Here is a 21,712-nt window from a genome sequence, read left to right as displayed (position 1 = left end):
CCCCCCCCCCGCGTATCGCTTTACCAATGAATGCGCCAGTTCAAGGTATATAATCGGCCGTAACCTGAAAACAATATTCAGCGCCTCGCCAGCACCTTATCCGCAGGAAAAACGTCATCCAAGGAGCACTTCACTCCCGACTGATTAAGCGCTTTCACGATGATTCGGGCAATTGGCAAAGGGGGTATCCGCCCTCCCCTTTCATACTGGGCGATACGAGATTGGGTCGATTTAAAACCACATTTTTTCCCCAGTTCCCATTGGGTTAAGCCGGCCAGTTCCCTGTAGTATCTAATCCGTTGCATGAGATCCCCTCAGAACTGTCTATCCTAAACGTCTGCATTCTTCGAGCGGCACGCTGACATTGCACAGACGTCGTAATGATTGATACTCCCATCAACCGGCTATCCGGTGTCCTAATACAAATGAGGATTCATCCGTTTATAGTCACGTAGCGCTTTACGTGCTCTTTCGACTTCATCGTATAAAAAACGCCGTTCCCTGCGATCCCCAGAACCTCGAGGATTGCCTCTAACAAAACGACGTTTCTCGTCTTCGGTTCTGTAAATTTCCGATAATAGCTCTTTAAATTTTTCATCCATAGATTTCCTCCTCCTTTTCTCTGAATCCCCGTTACGACAAACCGGAAATCCAATTCCGATGTATTTATTCACCGACGGCAATGATCCGTTTAATTTCCCTATCCGCATAATACTCGACGATTACTAAGACACCTCCACAACTCTTTTGGCTATCATCACAAACGCTCGCCACTAAATCGGCATAGAGCCTCATAAGCCAAGGCAATGTCGGCCAATGGCTGAACATGAGGGAGTGTGGGAATATCCCGCATTCGAATATCGTTCAAATGTTGATGCAGCGGGTCATTAACATCCAAATTCTTATAAAGCTCCAGCATATCCAGCGAATACTCTTGTTCACAGATATACCGTGCATAGCGGGCTAAAGCGGCCGCCAAGGACCCATCTGCTTCGTATTCAGCATCAATTATTCCCTTCCATCTAATCGCTGACATAATAAATGTGCCACCCTCAACAAAGGCCTCGAAAAATGACGTATAAAGCCCTTCCAACAAAAATCACATTGGAAAACCACAGTTACCGTTTCGCGCACTACCCAAATCCTGGAGCCGAACCAGCTATTCTATTAATCGGCAATCTCCAAGAGATAGAAAGTGTGGACCAGTTCTCAAAAGCCGCGCAGAAAGAATTGGACGTTTATTGTGTTGAACTGCCGGGATGCGGTTTAAACCCGCCACTGCATGCATCCTATCGAATCCAGGATCACTCTTATTTGTTGAAAACTCTAATCGATTGGCTTGGAATTTCAGCGTTGCATTTAATGGTATTCTCATATTCCACCCCCATCGCACTTGAATTTTGTCGCGCCTACGGTAATCAGGTTCGATCCTTAGCATTGGGGGGTTCTATGTCGAGTATTACGCCTGAACAACGTAGGCATACGCTTTCTCTGGTGGGCGATGTATTGGCGGATCGGTCGAAATTTGCCGAAAGCTTCATTGATACCCTGACCAGTTCGCAGTGTGCTGGTCGTAAATCGGAAATTATTCGCAGGGCAGCCAAACGCAAGTGTCAAAGGTACACGGAAGACCAGATATGGTGTTTCATAGAGAATACATTGCGCATTTGTTCGTACAGCTTTGAAAAACCGGAACAGATCAACATACCGCACAGCGTCTGCTTTACGGGGGGGCTGGATCCTTATGTCACGCCGGAGCGATGTTTTGAACTCGCCCGAAAAATCGGTGCTGACTTTGCTCTGATAGACGCTTGCGATCATCTCTTCCACCTACGTGAACCTGAGCAGACCATCCAATTGATGCTATCTGCCTATCATTCTTATAGCCGGAGTATAACCACTAAAAAGATCGCATAGTCACCGTTTGATAAATTTGTTCATTTTGTCAAACGCTACCAAAAAAGATTAAGCAGTGCCCGGTGTAGCCGGGCCGCTGCTTCTGACGAAAGATGCTCCAGGAGAGGACGGATTATACGGTCTCTAGCGTCTTGAAAACGCCGCAAATGCGCGAAGTCGGGATATTCACTCATGTCGTCAAGGATAAATGAGGTTTCTTTCAACTGAAATTTGACCTTAAACCGCACCGCGACGAAGACAGGAATAGGCAATTCATCCTCAGGATCGCTCAATCGAATATAGCGGTGTTCCGATACTCCCAAAATGTCTGCCATTTGGGCATCGCTATATCCCAGCTTGTTTTGCAAGCGGCAGATACCTACAGCGCATGATCGTTTGTAATCCTGAGAAAACGAGTTGAGATCCAGAGGGCGTGGGAAACGACATATACCCGCTATCTCTCGATGCAACAATCGAGCTTTGAGGTAAGACTCCCTTACTAAGTCTTTCTTGTCTTCGTCAATCAGGCCAAAAGCCATTTGACAGGCTATTTCAAAAGATTCGTCATGGAGTTGGCTTATCAGAGTCAGCAATCTGAGACCTTCCTGGCTGACCCCCAAGAAAGCGCACAGTTTCTCGCCCAAATAGAAGCTGTTCATTGAGACACCGGTATACCAACTTAGCGCCGCCAGTACAGCTACGGAACGACTGTTCTTATATGCAGGATTTAGATAGTTGCGCCATGTGGCATAGGTAATTCCTGTAAAGGTGCTCTCAAATTCGGACCGGCCTATTCTAGCACTCTCACAAATCTGCTTCATGGCGATGGCAATCTGAGCGTTTATCTGTTCCTCATCTGCCAATAGATTGCTGAAATGCTCCATTAATTCGCTCATTGCCAAATACCTTTTGGACTTTAAGAGCGCCTAACAATGCCAATAAAGCCCTTTTCGAGCAACCGTTCTCGTATCGGGGGAGTACTTTTCAACTTCTTACCCTTTCGATTTCTGTTCCGTCCAATAATCAAAGACCATCACCTGTTTCACTCGCGGATCCGCGATCCGTTGAAAGGCTTTGTGCTCCGGATGGACCAGATAGGCATCCCGATCGGCTTCGGAACGGAACGTAAGCTGAAAACAGTGCGTGAATCCGCCAGCCAGCCCCTCCGGTGAGTTGTTGAGGCCGAATTCGTACGCCTGGATCTCGGAGATGTTGCCCGGCAGTGCGCCGAAAGCGTCACACACCTCTTGGATGGCAAGTTCGTCGGTTTCCGCCTTGAATTCAAAAAACACCAAGTGCCGCAGTGTTGACATTTATACCCCTTATTTAATTCGTTGAGGGTCAGAAATTGATCAATTCCAGATCCTTGTCTAGATTCACATTATCCGCCCGCGAGGATTCTGTCATGCTTAAAAAGCCGCTTCTTCCTATTCTTTCCCTATCGGTCGTGATGTTATTGGGTTGCGAGGGCATGGAAGGAGGTGGTGGCGATTCCGGTGGCAGTGACAGTACATTGTCCATCACCCTGCGGGCCAGCAACCTGACGGATGCTCAATCCGGTAAAAAACCGCAAACGGCCCGAGCGGTTTCGGATACCGAAGCCGCCGATCTGCCAATGGCCTGTAACGACTTCTTCCTGCCGGGACCTCTGGAGAATGGTAACTACGATGACGCCGGACCGCGCTCGGGCAGTTGCATTACACCGGTCAGTGTGACCGGCCATGTCGACAGCATCAACCTGGGAGGAGACTATTTCGGCGGCGGCATTCGCCTGTTGGGCGGTGGCTCCGGTTTCGGGCAGGACTACATTCTGGAAGGTTCCGTGATCGACCTGGCCGATCCCTTATCCCTGGGTGGTGAGGACAATGCTCAGGACACCGATTTCGCTCACCACAACTCCAGAGTCAGTACCGTCTTCAACTATCTGGATGTTCAATTCGCGGTACCCCGAACCGATGAGGCGACCCAGGAAAGCACCGCCGAGTACTGGACATATCGGTACGCGTTCGTGCCCTACCCTTTTTCGCAGGAACCGGTATATACACGCAGCGAACCAACACCCGGCGATGTGACCTATACGGAAACGGGCAATACGCTTGCGGATTGTCTGGCGACGGACTTCCCCGAGGCGGGTGAGATGGCGGATGCCAACAATGCACAGTTGCTGGCGGGTGCAACCGGTGTGAAAACCGGTGACATTCTCATTTGTCGCAAAACTTCAGCGACCGATTCCTGCACCCCGGATGACTTCAAATGGCTCGATATAACAAGCGGTCAGTTCGTCGATAACCGTCCTGCCAAAAACGAGGACGTATTCCGGTTTACCCGCATGGCCAACCATAAAATCACCTGTGAAAGCCAGCACGATGGCCCGGGGTTCAGCGTTGACCTGGGTGGCTTTGACATTCACGCGGCGCTCTACAAAGACATTCAATTCAGTGCGGATATCGATCGGGATTCCAAGATCTACGAATTCCAATACGCCAACGACCTGGATTCCAACAAGAAAGGCAGCGAAATGTATCTGTTCATCGACCTGGATTTCTCCAACAGCCTGTTCGTACACGATGATGACGATACCAGCCCGACAGATATGACACTAAACGAATTCAACCCGGACTACAGCGTATATGAATCCCTGGAGGACGATGAACTGGCACGTTTGATCTGGTTCAAGCCGATCCTACTGTGGGAAAACTCCAGTTGCGAAGACTGGGCTCCCGGTGATTGTCGATCGGTCAACACAGGAGTGAAAGCACAGGTCGGTGTCGAACTGTCCGGTAATACGGAGCACCCAGTCTACGTATGCGAGGAAGAGCAAGACTCCAGTGTGGAATGCGTCGGTTCCGAAACTCCCAGCGACAGCTCTGAGCTGCAATAACGGCACGCCACCCCGAAGTTTATCAAAGGCGACGTGCCGAGCACTCAGAAGTACCGCAGATATTGCAATCGAGTATTCCACCCTTCGGTGTCATCGTCGCGATGATAGCCTATACGGGTACGAATCGCCTGATTCCGGGAAAGCGGATGGTTGTAGGTGGCATCAACACGCAGGCGACTGTCGTCGGTGAGAAGACTGTCCGTTGAACGCAGCTCGACACCCAGTCGTTTATCGTCACCGAGGCTGGCCAGCCAACCGGCCTGTATGCCATAGCTGAATTCCGGGCGGCTGCTTGCCTCGAATGCCGCCATAAGAAAGACAGTGCTGTTTTCCGTCAGTTGTCGACTCCGGCCCAGGCCCAGGCTCGCCCCGAACGGCAATTGCGCGTCCGCTGGCGATGACCGTTGCCAGCCCAGGCGCCCGGTCCAGGCCATCGCCGGGGTCATGGGGTTATAAGGCACCAGGGAACTGAAATCGACCAGGTCGAATCGGTCCAGTTTAATGCCGAAAGGTGAATCCGAGCCATCCACCAGACGCCATTCACTGTTCAGCGCATTGATTTGCGAATGCTTGAGGAATCCCGCCTGGCGATCATAACGGTCATGATAGACCGGTCGGAAACTGAGCAGGCCGTAGGGTCGGTCGCGCCAGACTCCTCCACCCAGTCCAATCCGCCGAATGCCGTGACCGGCCAGGGGCTCGGCGGGCCAGTCTTCCGGTTCAATCTTCAATTCGCCGCTGGGATAACGCGATCGCAATCGAAGCAGGTCGTAGGAGACTTCCGCCAGGTCTCCCTCGTCCCGTTTTGCCTTGAACCGGGAATACTCATACGCCAGATCGATGACATTACCTTGTTGATCCTGCGAATAGTCCGTCAATGCTTGTTGCCTGGCATCTGACACACCGTCATCCACCAGTCGACGGGCCAGTTTATTGCCGGGCGTCGGCACACGGTGCCGCAAGTACGCAATGCGACTGGCGATGGCCGGCCGGTAGTGGGGTTCATCCAGCAAATCGGCCCGTTCCAGGGTGCGTAAGGTATCGATGGGTACCGCGTAGGCGTCGTATTCCGATACCAGATCCAATTCCGGAAAGGCCGCTTCCAAAACGCTGAGCAAACGGTAGGAGCAGTTCTTCAACAAATAGGCGTAGTGGAAATTAATGTCTTTCAGCTCCCAGGCGGCCTTGATGAAGGTCTCGGTCTGGTCGGCCGTCAAGTGCAACGGGTATTCCCAGATATCCCGGGATTCCAGCTCGTTGTAGTTCTGCACTTGCAGATAGTACGGATGGGACCGAACGGAGCCCGGATAAAGCCCGGTCAGCCCCTTGAACGCATAGACAAATCCGTTCTCGTTGGGTTTGACATCAGCGCCATAACTGACGGTCAACGCCAGCAAGTCATTGCGTTGCCCGCCTTCTTCTTCCGCATCGACCCGTATGAACGTATGCCCGAACATGGAAGCGGGATTGTTCAAATAGGACGCCGGATAGACCAAGGTCATGCCCTTGGGTGCGGCCTGTTCGATAAAAGCGGACAATTCGGGGCATTCAACGTCCGGCCAGGTCAACGTCCGAGGTAACTGTGATTTGAGCCAGTCATAGCGACGTGGAAAACGACAATGAACGGGGTTATCACTCCCCGAGGGTTCGGCCAAGAAATGCTCGATACTGGCGATCAGTTCGGATTTCGGTTGCGTGGCCCCTTCCCTGGCGAGGAAAAAGGCCGGGTCATCCGCCTGACTGCGGACACCGCCCCGGGTCGATTCGTAGTAGAGAATCTTGTGCCACTCATCCTGTTCGTACAGTCGATGCCACTCTACCCAGGCCATCCAGTCCGGCTGAGCGGTGGTGATGGATGCACACACCCATGACGACCCGGCAACCATGATGGCCGTACAACGCATCAGCGTCCGTCCGAAGTTAAGGTTCACGATCACTGTGCCTTAATGTTCATGAGGGAAAAATCTTGAAAATAGAGGGTGAACGAACGTTCACCCTCGAAAGACAATCAGGCGTTCAGAGCGTATTCCGCCAGTGCCTCATCTTCACGCAGAACGGCCATCAGTTCTTCGACGGCGGTTTCACGAGTGGTTTCCGCGGACGGGAAAATGCGGGTGAAGTTGGCTTGCGCGGTCGCTGCGAAAGCGGCGCGCTCGCTCGCCGGTACGTCCAGCAGTGTGGCCAGACCGTCCAGGGACTCGCCTTCACCACGAGCCATGTCCACCGCGACCTGATCCAGGTTGGCGTCCATGTAAGCGGCGACTTCGGTGTATTCGATCGGCTGGCTGGTATCGCAACCCAGAGTACCGGTCGACATGCCGAACGCCTGGTTGGAATAGATGCCGTTGGTGATGCTGGCCAGTACGTGGTTTACGGTGCCGCTCTTACCCTTGAAAAGCATGGAGCCCAGACCACAACCCGGACCGGATTGCGCCATGGCGGTACCGGACAGAGCAATGGTCAAACCGGCGGTCAGCAGTACTTTTTTCATCGTGTATCTCCTTACTTGAATGATCATCCCGGGAATCGTTCAGACACGTCCATCCGATTCCCGCCGCCTCTTCGTGAGGCGGCGCGAAGACTAACGATGAGGGTCCATGGCGTCGACAACAGCAATCACTTTTTGCGATTGCAATCACAAGAATTTCAACAGAAAAATGGTTTTGAATTCGGAGGGTTGCATCCGACATCACATTGGGATTTCATGCGCGGGCACGCGAGGAAAACAGGATACGAATATCATGGAACGGACGAGGAATCACCCCATCAGATCGAAACGAAACCCTACCCGGTCAAGCACCTGCGAGCCCTTGGTATTCCACGAATTGACTCAGTTTACGCTTGAGGTACTGCTCGTATAGAAACGGCGTGAAATCCGCTTTATCCGTCAGGGGTGCGACTTCGGCATTGGGTGCCGGTTCAAGGAAAAACGGAACGGAGTAGCGAGATCGATCGGGCGCCCGAACGCGGTGTTCCGTGGCGACCAACTGGTGTCCGGTCCACTGCTCCAGCAAAGCGCCGATGTTCATGATCAGGGTATCGGGCTCGGGTTCCACTTCCATCCACTCCCCTTGCCGATTTCGCACCTGCAGGCCGCCGGTTCTGTCTTGCAGCAGAAGCGTCAGTATGCCGGAGTCGGTATGAGTGGGTGTCGTGAAGACCTGATCGCCGTCCCGTTCCAGCTTGCCGGTATTTGTCCGTCCATCGATAGCCGGGTAGTACGCCATGCGAAGTGTGGACAGGCTATTATTGAAATGCCGTGTCAGTCGACCGGGCGTTAGGCCGAAATAGGTTTCCAGGCCGTCGAGCAATACTTGTCCGACTTCCAGCATCTGGTCGAAATACAAAGACACCGACGACTGCCAGCCGTCATAGGGTTGCACGTCGGGCCAGACATTGCTTTCCTGCAGAAAATCCAGGCTGTCGGTGGGTTCGAAATCACTCCAGCCGAGTTCGAACCCTTCTTTCAAGGCGTGTTCGCCCGGCTCGGCCGGGAAAAAACCGCGATAACGGTTCAAACTGTCCGCTCGAAAGTGTCGGGTAGCCAGGCGATGCTTGATGTTTTCGTCCAGGCTGAAGAAGGACCGGACGTCGTCGAGCATGCGATCGAGATTCAGATCTCGCGGTAAGCCCTGCAATCGCACAAAACCCCAACGGGCACAAGCCTCTCCCAGACGTTCGGCCTCTTGCCGGAAGGCGTCTTCGTTACGGTTTCCCATCAAGGCGTCGACCCTGACGACGGGCAAAGTCATCTTGGCTCTCCGTTACTGCTGTGGCTTTATCGGGCTTTCAATATGGTTCTGGCTTCCAGCATTTCGTCGCGCAGGGCGGCTGCTTTTTCGAATTCCATGTTCTTGGCGGCCCGGTGCATATCGTCTTCGAGTTTGATGATGGCCTTGGACAACTCGGACGGTGTCATGTGGGCGAAGTCTCTCGCCTCGGCTTCGATGCGTTCCACCTTCTGGCGACGGCTGGCGATCTTGCCCTTGCGGCCCGGCGCGACAGCACCTTCCAGAATGTCCTGTACATCTTGCTTCAAGGCCGTTGGCGTAATGCCGTTTTCCTCGTTGAAAGCGACCTGTTTCTCGCGACGTCGATTGGTTTCATCGATGGCGCGTTGCATGGACCCGGTGATCCTGTCGCCATAGAGTATGGCCGTACCGTTCAGGTTTCGGGCGGCACGACCAATGGTCTGGATCAATGACCGGTCGCTGCGCAGAAACCCTTCTTTATCGGCATCAAGAATGGCCACCAGAGACACTTCCGGCATGTCGAGACCTTCCCGCAACAGGTTGATGCCCACCAGCACATCGAATTCACCGAGCCGTAGATCGCGAATGATCTCGACCCGCTCGACCGTGTCGATGTCCGAATGCAGATACCGCACCTTGATGCCGTTTTCAGCCAGATAATCGGTCAAGTCCTCGGCCATCCGTTTGGTCAACGTCGTGACCAGGACCCGTTCATTGACCTGCAGTCGCTGATGGATTTCATGCAGCAAATCGTCCACCTGGGTCGAAGCCGGTCGCACCTCTACCCGCGGGTCGACCAGACCGGTCGGACGCACCACTTGTTCGATGACCTGCTGGGCATGTTCCGCCTCGTACGGGCCCGGCGTGGCGGATACATAAATCGCCTGCGGCGCCAGACGCTCCCATTCCTCGAATTTCAACGGGCGGTTGTCCAACGCCGACGGCAGACGGAAGCCGTATTCCACCAGGGTTTCCTTGCGCGACCGGTCGCCGCGATACATGGCGCCCAATTGCGGAATCGACGCGTGGGACTCGTCGATGAACATCAAGGCGTCGTCCGGCAGGTATTCGTACAGGGTCGGCGGTGGCTCGCCGGCCAGTCGACCGGACAGGTATCGGGAGTAGTTCTCGATGCCGTTGCAGTACCCCAGCTCGCGCATCATTTCCAGATCGTATTTGGTACGCTGCTCCAGCCGCTGGGCTTCGACCAGTCGATTGTTCTCTTCCAGTGTCTTGAGCCGGTCCTTGAGTTCCACTTCGATCTGATCGATCGCCCCGAGAATGGTTTCACGCGGGGTGACATAATGCGTTTTGGGGTAGATCGTGTAGCGAGTCAGCTTTTGCAGCACCTCACCGGTCAACGGGTCGAACAGGCTGAGGTTTTCGACTTCGTCATCGAACAGCTCGATGCGTACGGCCTCGAGTTCGGATTCGGCCGGGAAGACATCGATGATGTCACCGCGTACCCGATAGGTCCCGCGACCGAAGTCGACGTCGTTGCGTTTGTATTGCAGTTCGGCCAGTCGACGCAGGATGTAGCGCTGGTCGACTTCATCGCCCTTTTTCAGGTGCAGGATCATCTTCAGGTAGGATTCCGGCGAGCCCAGACCATAGATGGCGGAGACCGTCGCGACGATGAGGGTGTCGCGACGCTCCAGCAGGGCCTTGGTGGCGGAGAGCCGCATCTGTTCGATGTGTTCGTTGACCGAGGCGTCCTTGTCGATGAAGGTGTCCGATGACGGGACATAGGCCTCGGGCTGGTAGTAATCGTAGTAGGAAACAAAGTACTCGACGGCGTTGTCGGGGAAGAACTCGCGAAATTCGGAATACAGCTGGGCCGCGAGCGTCTTGTTGTGGGCCATCACGATGGTCGGCCGCTGCACGGACTCGACCACCTTGGCCATGGTGTAGGTTTTGCCCGAGCCCGTCACGCCGAGCAGGGTCTGGGCGGTCAGACCGGCCTCCAGGCCGGTCACCAGTTGGTCGATGGCCTTGGGTTGATCACCCGCCGGTTCGTACTTGGATTTAACCTTGAATGTTTTCATCGGCTCTCGTCGATTTACACAACCGCCGCGATCGCGTCACACACAGCGTCGATGTTCTTCTTCGACATCCCGGCGACGTTGATCCGGCCACTGCCGACCATGTAGATGCCGTAATCTTCCTTCAGTTTTTTCACCTGATCGGGGGTGAGTCCGGTGAAGGAGAACATGCCGTTCTGGTGGCTGATGAATCCGAAGTCACGTTTGGCGTTTCGATCGGCCAGTTTTTGCACCATCTGATCGCGCAAAACCTGAATGTGGTCGCGCATGTCCGCCACTTCCTGAATCCAGGCCGCACGCAATGCGTCGTCGGTCAGGATCGTGGCAACGATCTTCGCGCCATGCGCCGGCGGGTTGGAGTAGTTGCCTCGAATGATGGTCTTGACCTGGCTGAAGGCGTTGTCGGCCGTGTGGCGGTCGCTGGCGACCAGCGTCATGGCACCGACCCGTTCATTGTAGAGGCCGAAGTTCTTGGAGAAGGAATTGGCGATCAGCAATTCGGGAACCTGTTCGGCGAAGGCGCGCAGCCCGGCGGCGTCCTCATCCATACCCCGGGCGAAACCCTGATAGGCGAAGTCGAACAGGACCACGAAGTTGCGGCGTTTGGCCAGGTCGGCCAGTTGCTGCCACTGATTGAATGTGGGGTCGATACCGGTCGGGTTATGGCAGCAGCCATGGAACAGGACGGCCTCGGATTCGGGCACGTTCTCCAGGTGCTCGAGCATGCCGTCGAAATCAAGCCCCATGGTGTCAGAATCGTAATAGCGGTAGCTGACGACTTCCAGCCCGGCACTCTTGAAGATGTTGCCGTGGTTGGCCCAGGTCGGGTCGCTGACATGAATGCGCTCGACACCGAGTTCGCGCCGCATGAAATCGGCGGCGATGCGCAAAGCGCCGGTGCCGCCCGGTGTCTGGGCCGTCCGGGCACGATTGTTGGCGATGATTTCGCTGTCCTTGCCGAACAGCAAGCCCTGGACCTGGGCGTCGTATTCCGGGTCGCCGGAAATGGCCAGGTAACTCTTGGTGGTTTCGCCCTTCAACAGCCGGTCTTCGGCTTCCTTGACGGTTGCCAGGATCGGGGTCACTCCGTCGTCGTTCATGAAGACGCCGACGCCCAGGTTGACCTTGTCAGTCCGCGGGTCGGAGGCGAAAGCTTCGTTGAGGCCCAGAATGGGGTCGGCCGGGGCGGCTGAGACTCGTTCAAACATGACGGCTGTTTTCCTTACCTGTGGTTGGGTGGGCGATCATTATAGCAACGTAAAATGCTGCGTCTCATGAGTAATTGGGCATTCGAAGCGCATTTCAACCGCTTTGAGCTTCATGCCTTCGTGGCTCTTGTTGCCTTCACCGTAGCGGGGATCGCCGATCACCGGGTGTCCAATGCTGTCCAGATGGCGACGAATCTGGTGTTTGCGCCCGGAGTCAATCCAGACATCCAGTGTGGACCGGTTGGGATGCGGGTCGTATTTCAACTTCTTGTAGCGGGTGTGAGCGGTTTTGCCTTCGATGGGGCTGTTGATAACCCCCTCCTCCTCAGTCGGTTCGCCGAGGACTTCGACGCGGTAGCGCTTGGTGATCTCGCCGTCGGCAAACCGTTCGGACAGCAGAGCGGCGGCCTTACGGCTGTGGGCGACCATCATCAGGCCGGACGCTTCACGATCCAGCCGGTGGACGAGAAAGACCTCCCGGCGCGGCTTGAAATACAGCTCCACCAGGCGCGGAAGCGCGCAGTGGTCACCCCAATCGGTGCCTTCGCTTAAAAGTCCGGCTGGTTTGTCCCAGACGCTGTAGTGCGTGAGGTCCGCGACCAGGTGCGGCAACGGCGGCTTGATGGCGAGCAGCTCGTCGTCGTAAAAGATTTCCAGCCGATCGCCCACTTTCAGATCACTCATGGCGCGTCTCAGGCGCACACGCCGGCCTTTGCCGTCGATGTGCCAGACCGCGCCCTTGTTCATCATGTCCTTTAGCCTGGATTTGGACAGGTCGATGTTATCGACCAGGAAGTCGATAGCGATGAGACGGTCCCCCGCCTCGGCTTCCAGTACTACGTCAATTTGCATGCGGTATTCCGGTTGCGGATTTAAAAACTCGGTAGATCCAAGCCTTCGATGGCGTCTTCGGCTTCTTCCCGTGCCTTGTCCTCGGCCTTCTGCTTCTGTTCTTCCAGGGCACGGTTCAGCCGTTGCCGTTCGGATGCAATGTCGTCTTTGAGCGCCTCCAACTTAGCGACGACTTCTTGCTGGAACTCATCGGCGCGCTGTTGCACCTCGTCACGGCGTTCTACAATGCGCTGCTGTTCGGCTTCGAGCGGTTCGCGCAGACGGTCGACTTCGGCATCCAGCGCCGACCGGGCCTCGGCGAGCCAGCGATCATATTCCTGGCGCAGAACGGCGGCGAGCGCGTCGTTGAGACGGTTGTCGAGATCGGACGTGATCTCGATGCCCGGGCTGTCGACGGTGCCGCTCAGCTTGATGCCCAGTTCGAAATCACTGATATCGGCGAGCGCGCGTTGCAGCAATTCGACGGTGCGACCGCTGCCCTGGGTCTGAAAATCGGTCCCGGCGAAGGTCAGGTTCAGCCCCCCATCGAGTTCACCGCCGGTCACGGTAATGTCACCGCCCAGATCGACCTGGCCGGGCTGCCAATCGAGATCGGTTCCGGCGATGGTGACCTGGCGCGGGCCCAGACCCAGATCGCGGCCGCTGATCCGGAATCGGTCCCGGGCTTCGTCCTGCCGGCGATCCAGTGTTCCTTCGACCCGCAGGGCTGCGTTGTCGCCTTCCCCACGTGTCAATTCGAGCGTCACCGGTTCGTTGGTGAGCCGCTGCTGGCCGGTGACATCGGCCAGGGTCAGAGTCCAGGGCCAACCATCGGCCTCGAATCCGACACGGGCCTGATCCAGCAGGAAATCCGGCGCCGGGTTCGGGTGATCAAAGCGCACGAAGCGACCGTCCAGACGCTCGGGACCGGCGTCTTCATCGCCGCTCGACGGTGCCAGTCGGCGCAACCAGGGCGCGGCCTGGCGATAGTAGTTCTGATACTGATCGATGCGATCGAACAGCGCATCGCCCAGCAACAGCCGGCCGGCCTTGAGGGCGGATGCCCGGTTCAACGGGTAGGCCGCGCGCAGAGCCACCCAGTCTTCGGCTGGTGCGCGGCTGACCCGTTGCAGGGACTGCCGCCCGGTGTCGACGGCGTTGCCCGCGGCCTGGCGCGCTTCGGCGATGCTGAGCTGATCGGCCGCGACCTCTTTTTGCAGAGCCTCGACGTCGGACTGTAATTGGCGCACCGCCTCCAGGGAATTGACCTCGCGGTTACGCAAGGATTCGATGCGGCGGTCGTAATCGTCCAGCGACGCCTGGTTCGGCAACTGATCGACCGCGTTCCGGGCGCGCTCCAGGGCTCCGGCCAGCTCCGTTTCGGACGCTTCGACCGCCTCACGGGTCCGGGTCAGGGCATCGTTCGCGGCGCTTCCGGCATCCGGCAGCTCGGTCCGGATGGCGTCCACGCGCTCGGCGGCACCGGCGCGGGCCCGGTCACCCAACCCGGGGCCATCGTCCTCCGACGTCTTCCGCTCCAACACCCGACCGGGCTGTTCGCGTTCGGTATCGGCCCGCATGCCGTCGACCACCAACTGATCGATATTGACCCGACCGAGGAAGAGCTGAGCCAGATTAATGTCCAGCCGCGCCTGCTCGATCTCGAACAGATTGCGTTCGGGCCGCTGAACGTTGGTGATCTGGACATTACGGATGTTGAACCCCACCGGGCTCAGGGTCAGATCGACATCGCCGACGTTCACCTCGGCGCCATTGACCCGGGTGCCCCCGGCCTCGAGACCCGATTTGGCCCAGTTATCGAGAAAAAACAGGCCGATGACCAGGACCAGGGCCAGAATCACCGCGAAACCGATCAAACCGCTCCAACGAAATGCTTTCATGTCCCTGCGTCCTTAGTTCACTTTGGAGTAGAGGTCGTACAAACGGGTTGCCTTAAGCGCCTGCACCACCTTCAGTTTATTCATCATGGGCATCCACTTCGCCCGGTATTTCACCACCGAGAACCGGAGCGCGACCGCCACGGGAACAAACAACACCAGGGACACCGCCAGGCTGCCCAGAGTAATGGTGTGGTTGAAGCGCGCCACCTGCCACCAGTCGTTTTGATACAGCGAGGTCCAGAACGACTGCCAACCGGGTTGGGTCAGCCAGGCATAGCCCAGTTGATCGAACCAGGGATCCAGCAGATAGGCAAAGCCGCTGAAAATCGCCCAGAACACGAAAAAGGTGCCAATGTGGGTGCGCAGAACGAACACCAACAGCAGTACGATGAGATTGTGTACGGACCACAACGGTGTCAGCCCGATAATCAACGCGAATCCTCCGGCGAAGGCCATTTGCCAGGGACCGGCGTCCGAATTCAGGGCTTTGAAGAAGCTTAACAATTGACTCAGCATGGTTTCCCTCACGCATGGGGTTTCGGATCAGTGTACGGCCGGGCGGACCGGACGTCAGCCCTTGGATGCCACACTCTGTGACGCAACGCAGATAGTTCGTAGTCTGCGCTTCAACAGTTTGTCCACCACCCGACTGGCCGCGATCATGCCGAAGCTGGCCGTCACCATCATGGACGCGCCGAAACCGCTGGCGCAATCCAGTCGGGTACTGCCCTCCTCGTCCGGCTTGGCGGCGCAGACGGTGCCATCCGACTGAGGATAGACCAACTGTTCGGTGGAGTAGACGCATTCGATGCCGAACCGCCGTTTCGGGTTGCGGCTGAAGCCGTGCCGATACCGCAACAGACTGCGCGTGCGGGCGGCGAGCGGGTCCTGAGTGGTCTTGCTCAGGTCGGCGACGGTGATCTGCATCGGGTCGACCTGACCGCCGGCCCCGCCGGTGGTCACGACAGGAATTTTGTTGCGCTTGCAATAATAAATGAGCGCGGCCTTCACATTCACACTGTCGATGGCATCCAGAACCATGTCGGGCTTCGGGTCGAGGTAGCGGTCGAGGTTATCGGCGGTCAGAAAGTCCATCACGGGCTCGACCTCACAATCGGGATTGATCGAGCGGATCCGCTCGGCCATCACCTCGACCTTCATCCGGCCGACGGTGCCGTTCATGGCGTGCAACTGACGATTGGTGTTGGACAAACAGACCTCGTCCAGATCGATCAGGGTCAGTTTACCCACGGCCGTCCGCGCCAACGCCTCGGCCGCCCAGCTACCGACCCCGCCGAGCCCCACCACGACCACATGCCGGGAGGCCAGCCACGCCGTCTCATCCCGTCCATAGAGTCGCTCGGTCCCACCAAATCGTTCAGATACCATGTACTGCCTATCACCTCTCAGGTTCTATATGTTGCCTAAATATCATCATGTGCCTCGGCTAAACCTGGCTGGGTAACCTACGGTGCCAATTTATCCAGCCACCAATTCCCTCCGAACGCTGAAACGAGTAGGGTGGGCACCGCCCACCAGCCCAGCCTGCTGCATTCGGCCAAGGGAGACTAAGGTCAACCAGGAGACAGACCAAGGCCAATTATCCTTCCATGGTGGGCAATGCCCACCCTACATGGCTGCAGACGTCCCTGGAGGGTGTCCCCCCCTACCTCGGGGTTGAACGCGCAGCGCCTTGGCCACCAAACCGCAAAAGTCCAATCCGCGCAAAAACTCAGCACTTGGAGGGGCACCACCGCAGACGAGCGGTCGGTGTCGGGTGAGGTCATCAGGGGATGTCGGCAGCCATGGATGGCTGGCGTCAAGCGTACATGGATGTATTTACAGCGACCCCTGATGGCCTTACCCGGCAACGACCGCGGGTTCCTGGCACCCAAGCCAACCCAACGAAAGCGCGGAATTATACCAGTTGCCACCTTAGTAGCGAGCCTTGCGCAAACAAAGAAGCTGGGGCAGCATGCACCGCACATCACGCAACGACCGAACAGTATGTTTGACGCCATCGACCGCCAGAACACCCATGCCATCAAGATCGACCGCTACCGGGATCAGGACGTCATCCCACTCTGGGTCGCCGATATGGACCTCGCCACCGCGCCCGTGGTTCAACAGGCCCTCAACAACCGAATGGCGCACCCGGTATACGGCTATACCCACCCCTGGCCGGAGTTGAACCGGGCCGTTGTGGACTGGTGCGCCCGGGAGTACGACTGGGCCATTGAGCCGGATTGGATCGTCTGGTTGCCCGGCGTCGTGCCGAGTTTCAATCTGGCGATTCAGGCGTTCGCCAGTGGTGGTCGGGTGATCGTACAGGAACCGAATTACCCACCCTTGAGGCATGCACCCGCCCATCGCGGCGCGGTGCCGGTCCGGTTGCCGGTGGTGTTCGATGGTGAACGCTGGATCTGGGATTGGGCTCATCTGGAGTCCGAACTGGCCGATCCGAATTGCCACCTGATGATCCTGTGCAATCCGATGAATCCGCACGGTACGGTTTTAACGGCGGACGATCTGGAGCGATTGGGCGCCCTGTGCGAACAGCATGAGGTGGTCTTGTGTTCGGACGAGATTCATTGCGATTTGCGGCTGGACCCGGAGTGTCAGCACGTTCCCGCCGGACGGGTACCGACTCTGTCGGCCAACAGCCTGACACTGATGGCGGCGAGCAAGACGTTCAATGTAGCTGGTCTGGGCTGTTCTTTCGCAATTATTCCGGATGCCGATCTGCGCCTGCGTTTTCAGGCGGTAGGACGCGATCTGGTGCCGCATCCGAATTTCCTGGGGTATTGCGCGGCGGAGGCGGCGTTTCGCGATGGCAAGGATTGGCTGGTGGCGCTGCGCGGTCACCTGCGGGCCAACCGGGAGCATGTGGCACAGGTGTTCAACAGTCTGCCGGGCCTTCGGTACCGGCCCCAACCGGCGACGTTTCTGGCCTGGATCGAATCGGATCTCGAGGTCGGCGCCGCCATGCGGCATTTCGTGAAGGCCGGTCTGATGCCCAGCGACGGCAAGGAGTTTGGCGATCCGACGGCCGTTCGTCTCAATTTCGGGACGGACCGCAGCACTCTGGAGCGGGCTCTGACCCAGCTTGAGGCCTATTGGCGCCAGAAGATGCCGAGTTCGTCCTGAGCGATGCAGTCCAGCAACGGGTCCGGCCGTTGCACCGAGGGCGTGTCCGGATAGGCGACCCAGCGACCGCGCGTGCCGCGAAAATACAGTCGCCAGCGATTGTCCCGCCAATTGAGCAAGCCGATCGGCAAGCGCACCTGCTCCCGGGTGAGCGGATGGGGAGTGACTTCGTAGACGACAATGGCCGAACGGTGAAGGTTACCGTCCAGCTGAACGGCATTCGGCCGGTGATTCAGAAACTGATGCAGCGCCTGCTGGGCCTGCTTTTGCACGAATTCGGGTAATTCGCGGATAGCTTGAGAAGAGGAACTCACACAGCATGTCCTTTCAGCAAGAAGATCTGGTGGCACTGGCCAATACGACCATGCCTTTTGGTAAATATAGCGGACGCCCGCTGATTCGCCTCCCCGAGGAGTATTTACTTTGGTTCGAGGGCAAGGGCTGGCCGAACGGCCGCCTCGGGCAATTGATGGCGTTGGCGTTGTTGATCCGGCGGGAAGGCCTGGAATCGCTGATCCATCCACTGATGGGACGACACCTCTCGTGACTGAAGCGATCGAATGGCAGGGCGAACAGATCCCGATCAAACGCTCCCGTCGCAAGACGATGGCGCTGCACGTCCGTGACGGCCAGGTGGAACTGCGGGTGCCGCCACGCGTCCCCCAGGCCGATTTGCTCGAATTCGTTCGCAGCCGTCAGGACTGGCTGACACGGGTTCGCCTGGAACAGGCCCGACACCAAAGCGAACAGCCGGATTTCAGCCGGGCCAGTCATTGCCCGCTGATGGATAGACAGCTGGAGCTGGTGATCAACCCGGGGCCCGGCAATGCCTGGCAACTGACCGAAGACCGGCTCTACGTCAGCGTGGAACGGGTCGAGAAAGACTGGGTCCACGCCGTCATGGCGGACTTCTACAAGGCCCAGGCCCGGTTTTATCTGACCGAGAAGACGCTGCAACTGGTACTGAAACGGGGTTGGGAGGGTCGGCTGACCGATATCCGGTTTCGTCGTACCAAGACGAAATGGGGCCACTGCACCAGCGCCGGTCGCATCCAGTACAACTGGTTGGTGATGCAGGCACCGGAGCGCATCGTCGACTACCTGGTGGCGCACGAGACGGCGCACTTGCTGCACCCGCACCACCGCGCCGAGTTCTGGGCCGAGGTCGAACGCAGCCACCCGCAGTGGCGACAGGACCGAAAATGGCTGCACGAGAACGGGCATCGTTTGTTTCTGTGAATCGGCCGGCCAACTGACCGCTCTGGCCCGAACCGCGCCCCCGAACTACACTGACATCCGGGCAACAGGGAGGCTCCACCATGAGACGCCGAACCGGCCCCGACATCTGGCTCAAACTGCTGCACAGCCTGACCGCCCTGGCCTGGTTGTCGCTGCTCGGTTTCCAGATACTGTGGTGGCTGGCGATGCCGGAGATGGATACCGGCCTGATCCGCTATCTGGGCATCGACATCCGAACCGACTGGATTCTCCGTTTTATCCCCTGGATGCCGCTGGCATTAGGCGTGTGCGCCCTGCTCTCGGTACTTGCGTTGTGGCTGACCCACTATCGGGCAAGACGCCGACTGGACGGGCCCGGCTGGAATCTGTGGCTGTTGGTGGTGCTGATCGCGGGTTCTACGTGGTTTTATCTGGCCCACGTTCCCTAGGGTGGACACCGTCCACCCTAGGCCTTGGGTAAAACCAGCCGAAAACGGGCGCCGCCGAGCGGGCTGTCGTCGATTCTCAGGCTCACGCCATAGCTGGCCAGGATATCCTTGACCATGCTCAGGCCGATGCCCTGCCCCGGCTGCAAGGTGTCCAGTCGCTGGCCGCGAGCCAGCACCCGCTCGCGTTTTTCTCGGGATATTCCCGGGCCATCGTCGTCGATGTCGACCACCCAATGGTCGGGCTCGCCCTCAAGTTCGCCCACACTGACACTGATCACCGACCGTCCGTACTTGAAGCCGTTTTCCAGCAGATTACCGAGCACTTCCAGCAAGTCGTTGTTATCCAGGGAAACATCCCATTGGGCTTCTCCGGTCTCCGGCAGGTCGAGCACCTTGTCTTCATGCAGAAAGGCCTTTTCCAGGGCTTTACCAAGCCGGTCCAGCGCCAGGTTCAGGGAGCTGCGCTGCCCCAGCACCGGTCCCGTGCGTGCCTCGGTGACCGCCCGCTGAAGCTGGTAACGGACAATCTGATCCATGCGGTTGACCTGGTCGTTCAGCTCGGCCTCATCGCCGGGCGAGAGGGTGCGCATGACCGCCAGCGGTGTTTTCAGGCTGTGCGCCAGATCGGCCATGGCCTGGCGGTAGCGCTCGCGTTGCCCCTGTTCGGCTTCCAGCAGTCGGTTCAGGTTGTCGGTCAGGGGACGCAGTTCGTCGGGATAGTGGCCTTCCAGCCGGGCCTTGTCCCCGGCGCGGATCTGGCGCAGGTTTTCCGCTACGGTGCGCAGCGGTTTCAGCCCCCAGCGGGCGACCGCCCAAAGCGCCACAAGCAACGCCAGGGTGACCCCGGACAAGCCGCCCCAGAGCTGCCGTCGAAAGGTCTGCAGCGTGCTGTTCAGAGGGGTGGCGTCCTCCAGAACCCAGTATTCGAACAACTGGTCGGTGCCGTCCCGGTTTTCCCAGACGACGGCATAGCGCTCGTACACATAGCCGCCCTGTTCGCCGAATTGTTCCTGGCCGGGTTCGATGGCGGGCTGGGCCCGTATCCAGTCGTGCACATCCAGCCATTCGCTGGAGAGGCTCTCCCAGACGATGTGCCTTTCGCCGTTCAGCACCAGGGCCACCAGTCCGGATTCGGGGGAATTGTAGCGTTCCTCGGACAAGTAACGCGGTAACCAGAGCGTCTGGCCTTCCAGTTCGGATTCGGCCAGCAGGTTCAGCACGCGCAGAAACAACCGCTCGGCCTGGCCGGACACCAGACTGCGCTCGAAAGCCCGATCCAGCGCCAGACCGGTCAGACCAAGGAACAGCAGCAGGACGATGGTCGCCGACACCAACAAGCGTCGACGCAGTGAAAAGGTCGATCTCACTCGGGACCTCTCAGGCGTCGGTGGCGGCGTTGAACCGGTAGCCCAGGCCCCGCTGGGTCAGGATGGGGTTGCGTACACCGTCCGGATCCAGCTTTTTGCGCAGTCGCCGGATAAACACTTCGATGACATTGCTGTCCCGGTCGAAATCCTGCTCATACAGATGGTTGGTCAACTCGGTTTTGGAGATGACCTTGTCCCGATGCAGCATCAGATACTCGAGGGTGTTGTATTCATAGCTGGTCAACTCGACCGGTGCGCCGTCGACCCGGACCGTCTTGGAGGCGGTGTCGAGCTGATACAGGCCGACCTCGAGCGTCGGCGAGGCCATACCGACACTGCGGCGCAGCAGGGCTTTCACCCGCGCCAGCAATTCGGCGAACATGAAGGGCTTGGCCAGGTAATCGTCGGCGCCGGCTTCGAGGCCGGTCACCTTGTCCTGCCAGTGGCCGCGCGCGGTTAGAATAAGGATCGGGTAGGTCCGACCCTCGGCGCGCAACTGCTTGATCAGGTCGATGCCGTCCACTTCGGGCAGGCCGAGGTCGACGATGGCGGCGTCGTAATCATGCTCTTTACCCATGAAGAGTCCTTCGCGACCGTCGGAGGCGACGTCCACCGCGAACCCTTCCTTTTTGAACCCCTGCAACAGATGGGTTTGCAATCCGCTTTCGTCTTCAACGACCAAGAGCCTCATAGACTTCCTCCAATACCACCGGGTCGGTGGGCAGGCCGGTCTGGGGATGAAGATCGACCGTTTTGACCCGTCCTTCGTTCAACAGGATGCGCAGCCGGTAGACCCAGTCATCACCGCCACCGGCTCGCTCGACTTTAACCACTCGCCCCTTGAACAGGCATTCCGCCGCCTGTACGACGGCTCGCTCGGTGGACAGTGGAATGGGAGCCCCGGTACAGGGGTGCGTATCCGGCCGGTCGGCTGTTTCGGCTCGCACCATCACGGCCAGCGTGAGTCCGAACAGAAGTGTCAGCCAACGGGGCCCAAACAGCCTCGACATGGAGTTGCCT

Annotated in this window: 24 protein-coding genes; 6 read left to right on the top strand and 18 right to left on the bottom strand. The window is 57.8% G+C overall.

Going from position 1 to position 21,712, the window contains the following annotated elements; genetic code table 11:
- Positions 1-77: 77 nt before the first annotated feature.
- The 3 genes from IE111_RS24820 to IE111_RS17820 all read right to left on the bottom strand — a co-directional run bounded on the left by IE111_RS24820 (position 78) and on the right by IE111_RS17820 (position 1,036).
- A complete protein-coding gene (locus IE111_RS24820; protein WP_189611262.1) occupies positions 78-305 on the bottom strand; it encodes a helix-turn-helix transcriptional regulator in 228 nt (75 codons plus the stop codon).
- A 111-nt stretch (positions 306-416) separates the two neighbouring features.
- Positions 417-602, bottom strand: coding sequence for a hypothetical protein (locus IE111_RS17825; protein WP_189611260.1), 186 nt, complete (start codon positions 600-602; stop codon positions 417-419).
- Between the two features lie 155 nt (positions 603-757).
- A complete protein-coding gene (locus IE111_RS17820; RefSeq protein WP_189611258.1) occupies positions 758-1,036 on the bottom strand; it encodes a hypothetical protein in 279 nt (92 codons plus the stop codon).
- Positions 1,037-1,071: 35 nt separating this feature from the next.
- Here IE111_RS17820 and IE111_RS17815 point away from each other — a divergent pair, with 35 nt between their 5' ends.
- Positions 1,072-1,917 (top strand): alpha/beta fold hydrolase, encoded by an 846-nt coding sequence (locus tag IE111_RS17815; protein ID WP_189611257.1) that lies wholly within the window; start codon positions 1,072-1,074, stop codon positions 1,915-1,917.
- Positions 1,918-1,952: 35 nt separating this feature from the next.
- On the opposite strand, the gene IE111_RS17810 is transcribed toward IE111_RS17815, so the two are convergent.
- Both IE111_RS17810 and IE111_RS17805 read right to left on the bottom strand, forming a co-directional pair.
- Positions 1,953-2,792, bottom strand: coding sequence for a hypothetical protein (locus tag IE111_RS17810; RefSeq protein ID WP_189611254.1), 840 nt, complete (start codon positions 2,790-2,792; stop codon positions 1,953-1,955).
- Positions 2,793-2,888: 96 nt separating this feature from the next.
- On the bottom strand, positions 2,889-3,209 hold the full coding sequence (locus IE111_RS17805; protein ID WP_189611252.1) for a Dabb family protein: 321 nt from the start codon (positions 3,207-3,209) through the stop codon (positions 2,889-2,891).
- A 92-nt stretch (positions 3,210-3,301) separates the two neighbouring features.
- Here IE111_RS17805 and IE111_RS17800 point away from each other — a divergent pair, with 92 nt between their 5' ends.
- A complete protein-coding gene (locus IE111_RS17800; protein ID WP_189611250.1) occupies positions 3,302-4,777 on the top strand; it encodes a hypothetical protein in 1,476 nt (491 codons plus the stop codon).
- A gap of 44 nt (positions 4,778-4,821) precedes the next feature.
- Here IE111_RS17800 and IE111_RS17795 read toward each other — a convergent pair whose 3' ends face one another.
- The 9 genes from IE111_RS17795 to tcdA form a co-directional block, all read right to left on the bottom strand.
- Positions 4,822-6,681 carry an Lnb N-terminal periplasmic domain-containing protein gene (locus IE111_RS17795; protein WP_189611248.1) on the bottom strand — a complete coding sequence of 620 codons (1,860 nt, stop codon included), beginning with the start codon at positions 6,679-6,681 and terminating at the stop codon, positions 4,822-4,824.
- Between the two features lie 104 nt (positions 6,682-6,785).
- The gene (locus IE111_RS17790) at positions 6,786-7,268 is read right to left on the bottom strand and encodes a DUF3015 family protein (RefSeq protein ID WP_189611246.1); all 483 of its coding nucleotides are present in this window, start codon (positions 7,266-7,268) and stop codon (positions 6,786-6,788) included.
- Positions 7,269-7,569: 301 nt separating this feature from the next.
- The gene (locus IE111_RS17785; protein WP_189611244.1) at positions 7,570-8,529 is read right to left on the bottom strand and encodes an isopenicillin N synthase family dioxygenase; all 960 of its coding nucleotides are present in this window, start codon (positions 8,527-8,529) and stop codon (positions 7,570-7,572) included.
- A 26-nt stretch (positions 8,530-8,555) separates the two neighbouring features.
- Positions 8,556-10,574, bottom strand: a complete 2,019-nt coding sequence (gene uvrB, locus IE111_RS17780; RefSeq protein ID WP_189611242.1) for an excinuclease ABC subunit UvrB — start codon at positions 10,572-10,574, stop codon at positions 8,556-8,558.
- A 14-nt stretch (positions 10,575-10,588) separates the two neighbouring features.
- Entirely contained in the window at positions 10,589-11,779 is a 1,191-nt protein-coding gene (locus IE111_RS17775) for an amino acid aminotransferase (protein ID WP_189611241.1), read from the bottom strand.
- Positions 11,780-11,818: 39 nt separating this feature from the next.
- On the bottom strand, positions 11,819-12,631 hold the full coding sequence (locus IE111_RS17770; protein ID WP_189611239.1) for an RluA family pseudouridine synthase: 813 nt from the start codon (positions 12,629-12,631) through the stop codon (positions 11,819-11,821).
- A 20-nt stretch (positions 12,632-12,651) separates the two neighbouring features.
- Positions 12,652-14,511 carry a TIGR03545 family protein gene (locus tag IE111_RS17765; protein WP_189611237.1) on the bottom strand — a complete coding sequence of 620 codons (1,860 nt, stop codon included), beginning with the start codon at positions 14,509-14,511 and terminating at the stop codon, positions 12,652-12,654.
- Positions 14,512-14,523: 12 nt separating this feature from the next.
- Positions 14,524-15,027, bottom strand: a complete 504-nt coding sequence (locus IE111_RS17760; protein ID WP_189611235.1) for a TIGR03546 family protein — start codon at positions 15,025-15,027, stop codon at positions 14,524-14,526.
- 54 nt (positions 15,028-15,081) lie between these two features.
- Complete coding sequence (gene tcdA, locus IE111_RS17755) at positions 15,082-15,900, bottom strand: tRNA cyclic N6-threonylcarbamoyladenosine(37) synthase TcdA (RefSeq protein WP_189611233.1); 819 nt, start codon at positions 15,898-15,900, stop codon at positions 15,082-15,084.
- Positions 15,901-16,518: 618 nt separating this feature from the next.
- Between tcdA and IE111_RS17750 the strand changes: the two genes are divergently transcribed.
- Positions 16,519-17,658 (top strand): MalY/PatB family protein, encoded by a 1,140-nt coding sequence (locus tag IE111_RS17750; protein WP_189611231.1) that lies wholly within the window; start codon positions 16,519-16,521, stop codon positions 17,656-17,658.
- Here IE111_RS17750 and IE111_RS17745 read toward each other — a convergent pair.
- A complete protein-coding gene (locus IE111_RS17745) occupies positions 17,625-17,972 on the bottom strand; it encodes a DUF3024 domain-containing protein (protein ID WP_189611228.1) in 348 nt (115 codons plus the stop codon). The genes IE111_RS17750 and IE111_RS17745 overlap by 34 nt on opposite strands.
- Before the next feature lie 5 nt (positions 17,973-17,977).
- Here IE111_RS17745 and IE111_RS17740 point away from each other — a divergent pair, with 5 nt between their 5' ends.
- The 3 genes from IE111_RS17740 to IE111_RS17730 all read left to right on the top strand — a co-directional run bounded on the left by IE111_RS17740 (position 17,978) and on the right by IE111_RS17730 (position 19,325).
- Positions 17,978-18,205 carry a DUF3820 family protein gene (locus IE111_RS17740; protein WP_189611226.1) on the top strand — a complete coding sequence of 76 codons (228 nt, stop codon included), beginning with the start codon at positions 17,978-17,980 and terminating at the stop codon, positions 18,203-18,205.
- Positions 18,202-18,897 (top strand): M48 family metallopeptidase, encoded by a 696-nt coding sequence (locus IE111_RS17735; RefSeq protein ID WP_189611223.1) that lies wholly within the window; start codon positions 18,202-18,204, stop codon positions 18,895-18,897. Before IE111_RS17740 ends, IE111_RS17735 begins: the two co-directional genes overlap by 4 nt.
- Positions 18,898-18,977: 80 nt before the next feature.
- Positions 18,978-19,325, top strand: coding sequence for an Asp23/Gls24 family envelope stress response protein (locus tag IE111_RS17730; RefSeq protein WP_189611222.1), 348 nt, complete (start codon positions 18,978-18,980; stop codon positions 19,323-19,325).
- 17 nt (positions 19,326-19,342) lie between these two features.
- On the opposite strand, the gene IE111_RS17725 is transcribed toward IE111_RS17730, so the two are convergent.
- Genes IE111_RS17725 through IE111_RS17715 form a run of 3 tightly spaced genes read right to left on the bottom strand, consistent with a single transcriptional unit; the run spans position 19,343 to position 21,702 of the window.
- Positions 19,343-20,692, bottom strand: a complete 1,350-nt coding sequence (locus IE111_RS17725) for an ATP-binding protein (RefSeq protein ID WP_189611220.1) — start codon at positions 20,690-20,692, stop codon at positions 19,343-19,345.
- A gap of 10 nt (positions 20,693-20,702) precedes the next feature.
- Positions 20,703-21,383 carry a response regulator transcription factor gene (locus tag IE111_RS17720; protein WP_189611218.1) on the bottom strand — a complete coding sequence of 227 codons (681 nt, stop codon included), beginning with the start codon at positions 21,381-21,383 and terminating at the stop codon, positions 20,703-20,705.
- Positions 21,364-21,702: a PepSY domain-containing protein gene (locus IE111_RS17715; RefSeq protein ID WP_189611216.1), complete on the bottom strand. Its 339-nt coding sequence runs from the start codon at positions 21,700-21,702 to the stop codon at positions 21,364-21,366. The genes IE111_RS17720 and IE111_RS17715 overlap by 20 nt, the downstream gene beginning before the upstream one ends.
- Positions 21,703-21,712: the final 10 nt, after the last annotated feature.

Source organism: Saccharospirillum salsuginis, assembly GCF_014651855.1.
Lineage (GTDB): Bacteria > Pseudomonadota > Gammaproteobacteria > Pseudomonadales > Natronospirillaceae > Saccharospirillum > Saccharospirillum salsuginis.
The sequence above is the reverse complement of the archived record's forward strand: the minus strand, read 5'-3'. Positions and strand labels throughout refer to the sequence as shown.

Coding starts and splice junctions, on each gene's coding strand:
- IE111_RS24820 (WP_189611262.1), bottom strand. CDS start 305: ATGCAACGGATTAGATACTACAGGGAACTGGCCGGCTTAACCCAATGG.
- IE111_RS17825 (WP_189611260.1), bottom strand. CDS start 602: ATGGATGAAAAATTTAAAGAGCTATTATCGGAAATTTACAGAACCGAA.
- IE111_RS17820 (WP_189611258.1), bottom strand. CDS start 1,036: ATGTCAGCGATTAGATGGAAGGGAATAATTGATGCTGAATACGAAGCA.
- IE111_RS17815 (WP_189611257.1), top strand. CDS start 1,072: ATGACGTATAAAGCCCTTCCAACAAAAATCACATTGGAAAACCACAGT.
- IE111_RS17810 (WP_189611254.1), bottom strand. CDS start 2,792: ATGAGCGAATTAATGGAGCATTTCAGCAATCTATTGGCAGATGAGGAA.
- IE111_RS17805 (WP_189611252.1), bottom strand. CDS start 3,209: ATGTCAACACTGCGGCACTTGGTGTTTTTTGAATTCAAGGCGGAAACC.
- IE111_RS17800 (WP_189611250.1), top strand. CDS start 3,302: ATGCTTAAAAAGCCGCTTCTTCCTATTCTTTCCCTATCGGTCGTGATG.
- IE111_RS17795 (WP_189611248.1), bottom strand. CDS start 6,681: ATGCGTTGTACGGCCATCATGGTTGCCGGGTCGTCATGGGTGTGTGCA.
- IE111_RS17790 (WP_189611246.1), bottom strand. CDS start 7,268: ATGAAAAAAGTACTGCTGACCGCCGGTTTGACCATTGCTCTGTCCGGT.
- IE111_RS17785 (WP_189611244.1), bottom strand. CDS start 8,529: ATGACTTTGCCCGTCGTCAGGGTCGACGCCTTGATGGGAAACCGTAAC.
- uvrB (WP_189611242.1), bottom strand. CDS start 10,574: ATGAAAACATTCAAGGTTAAATCCAAGTACGAACCGGCGGGTGATCAA.
- IE111_RS17775 (WP_189611241.1), bottom strand. CDS start 11,779: ATGTTTGAACGAGTCTCAGCCGCCCCGGCCGACCCCATTCTGGGCCTC.
- IE111_RS17770 (WP_189611239.1), bottom strand. CDS start 12,631: ATGCAAATTGACGTAGTACTGGAAGCCGAGGCGGGGGACCGTCTCATC.
- IE111_RS17765 (WP_189611237.1), bottom strand. CDS start 14,511: ATGAAAGCATTTCGTTGGAGCGGTTTGATCGGTTTCGCGGTGATTCTG.
- IE111_RS17760 (WP_189611235.1), bottom strand. CDS start 15,027: ATGCTGAGTCAATTGTTAAGCTTCTTCAAAGCCCTGAATTCGGACGCC.
- tcdA (WP_189611233.1), bottom strand. CDS start 15,900: ATGGTATCTGAACGATTTGGTGGGACCGAGCGACTCTATGGACGGGAT.
- IE111_RS17750 (WP_189611231.1), top strand. CDS start 16,519: ATGTTTGACGCCATCGACCGCCAGAACACCCATGCCATCAAGATCGAC.
- IE111_RS17740 (WP_189611226.1), top strand. CDS start 17,978: ATGTCCTTTCAGCAAGAAGATCTGGTGGCACTGGCCAATACGACCATG.
- IE111_RS17730 (WP_189611222.1), top strand. CDS start 18,978: ATGAGACGCCGAACCGGCCCCGACATCTGGCTCAAACTGCTGCACAGC.
- IE111_RS17720 (WP_189611218.1), bottom strand. CDS start 21,383: ATGAGGCTCTTGGTCGTTGAAGACGAAAGCGGATTGCAAACCCATCTG.
- IE111_RS17715 (WP_189611216.1), bottom strand. CDS start 21,702: ATGTCGAGGCTGTTTGGGCCCCGTTGGCTGACACTTCTGTTCGGACTC.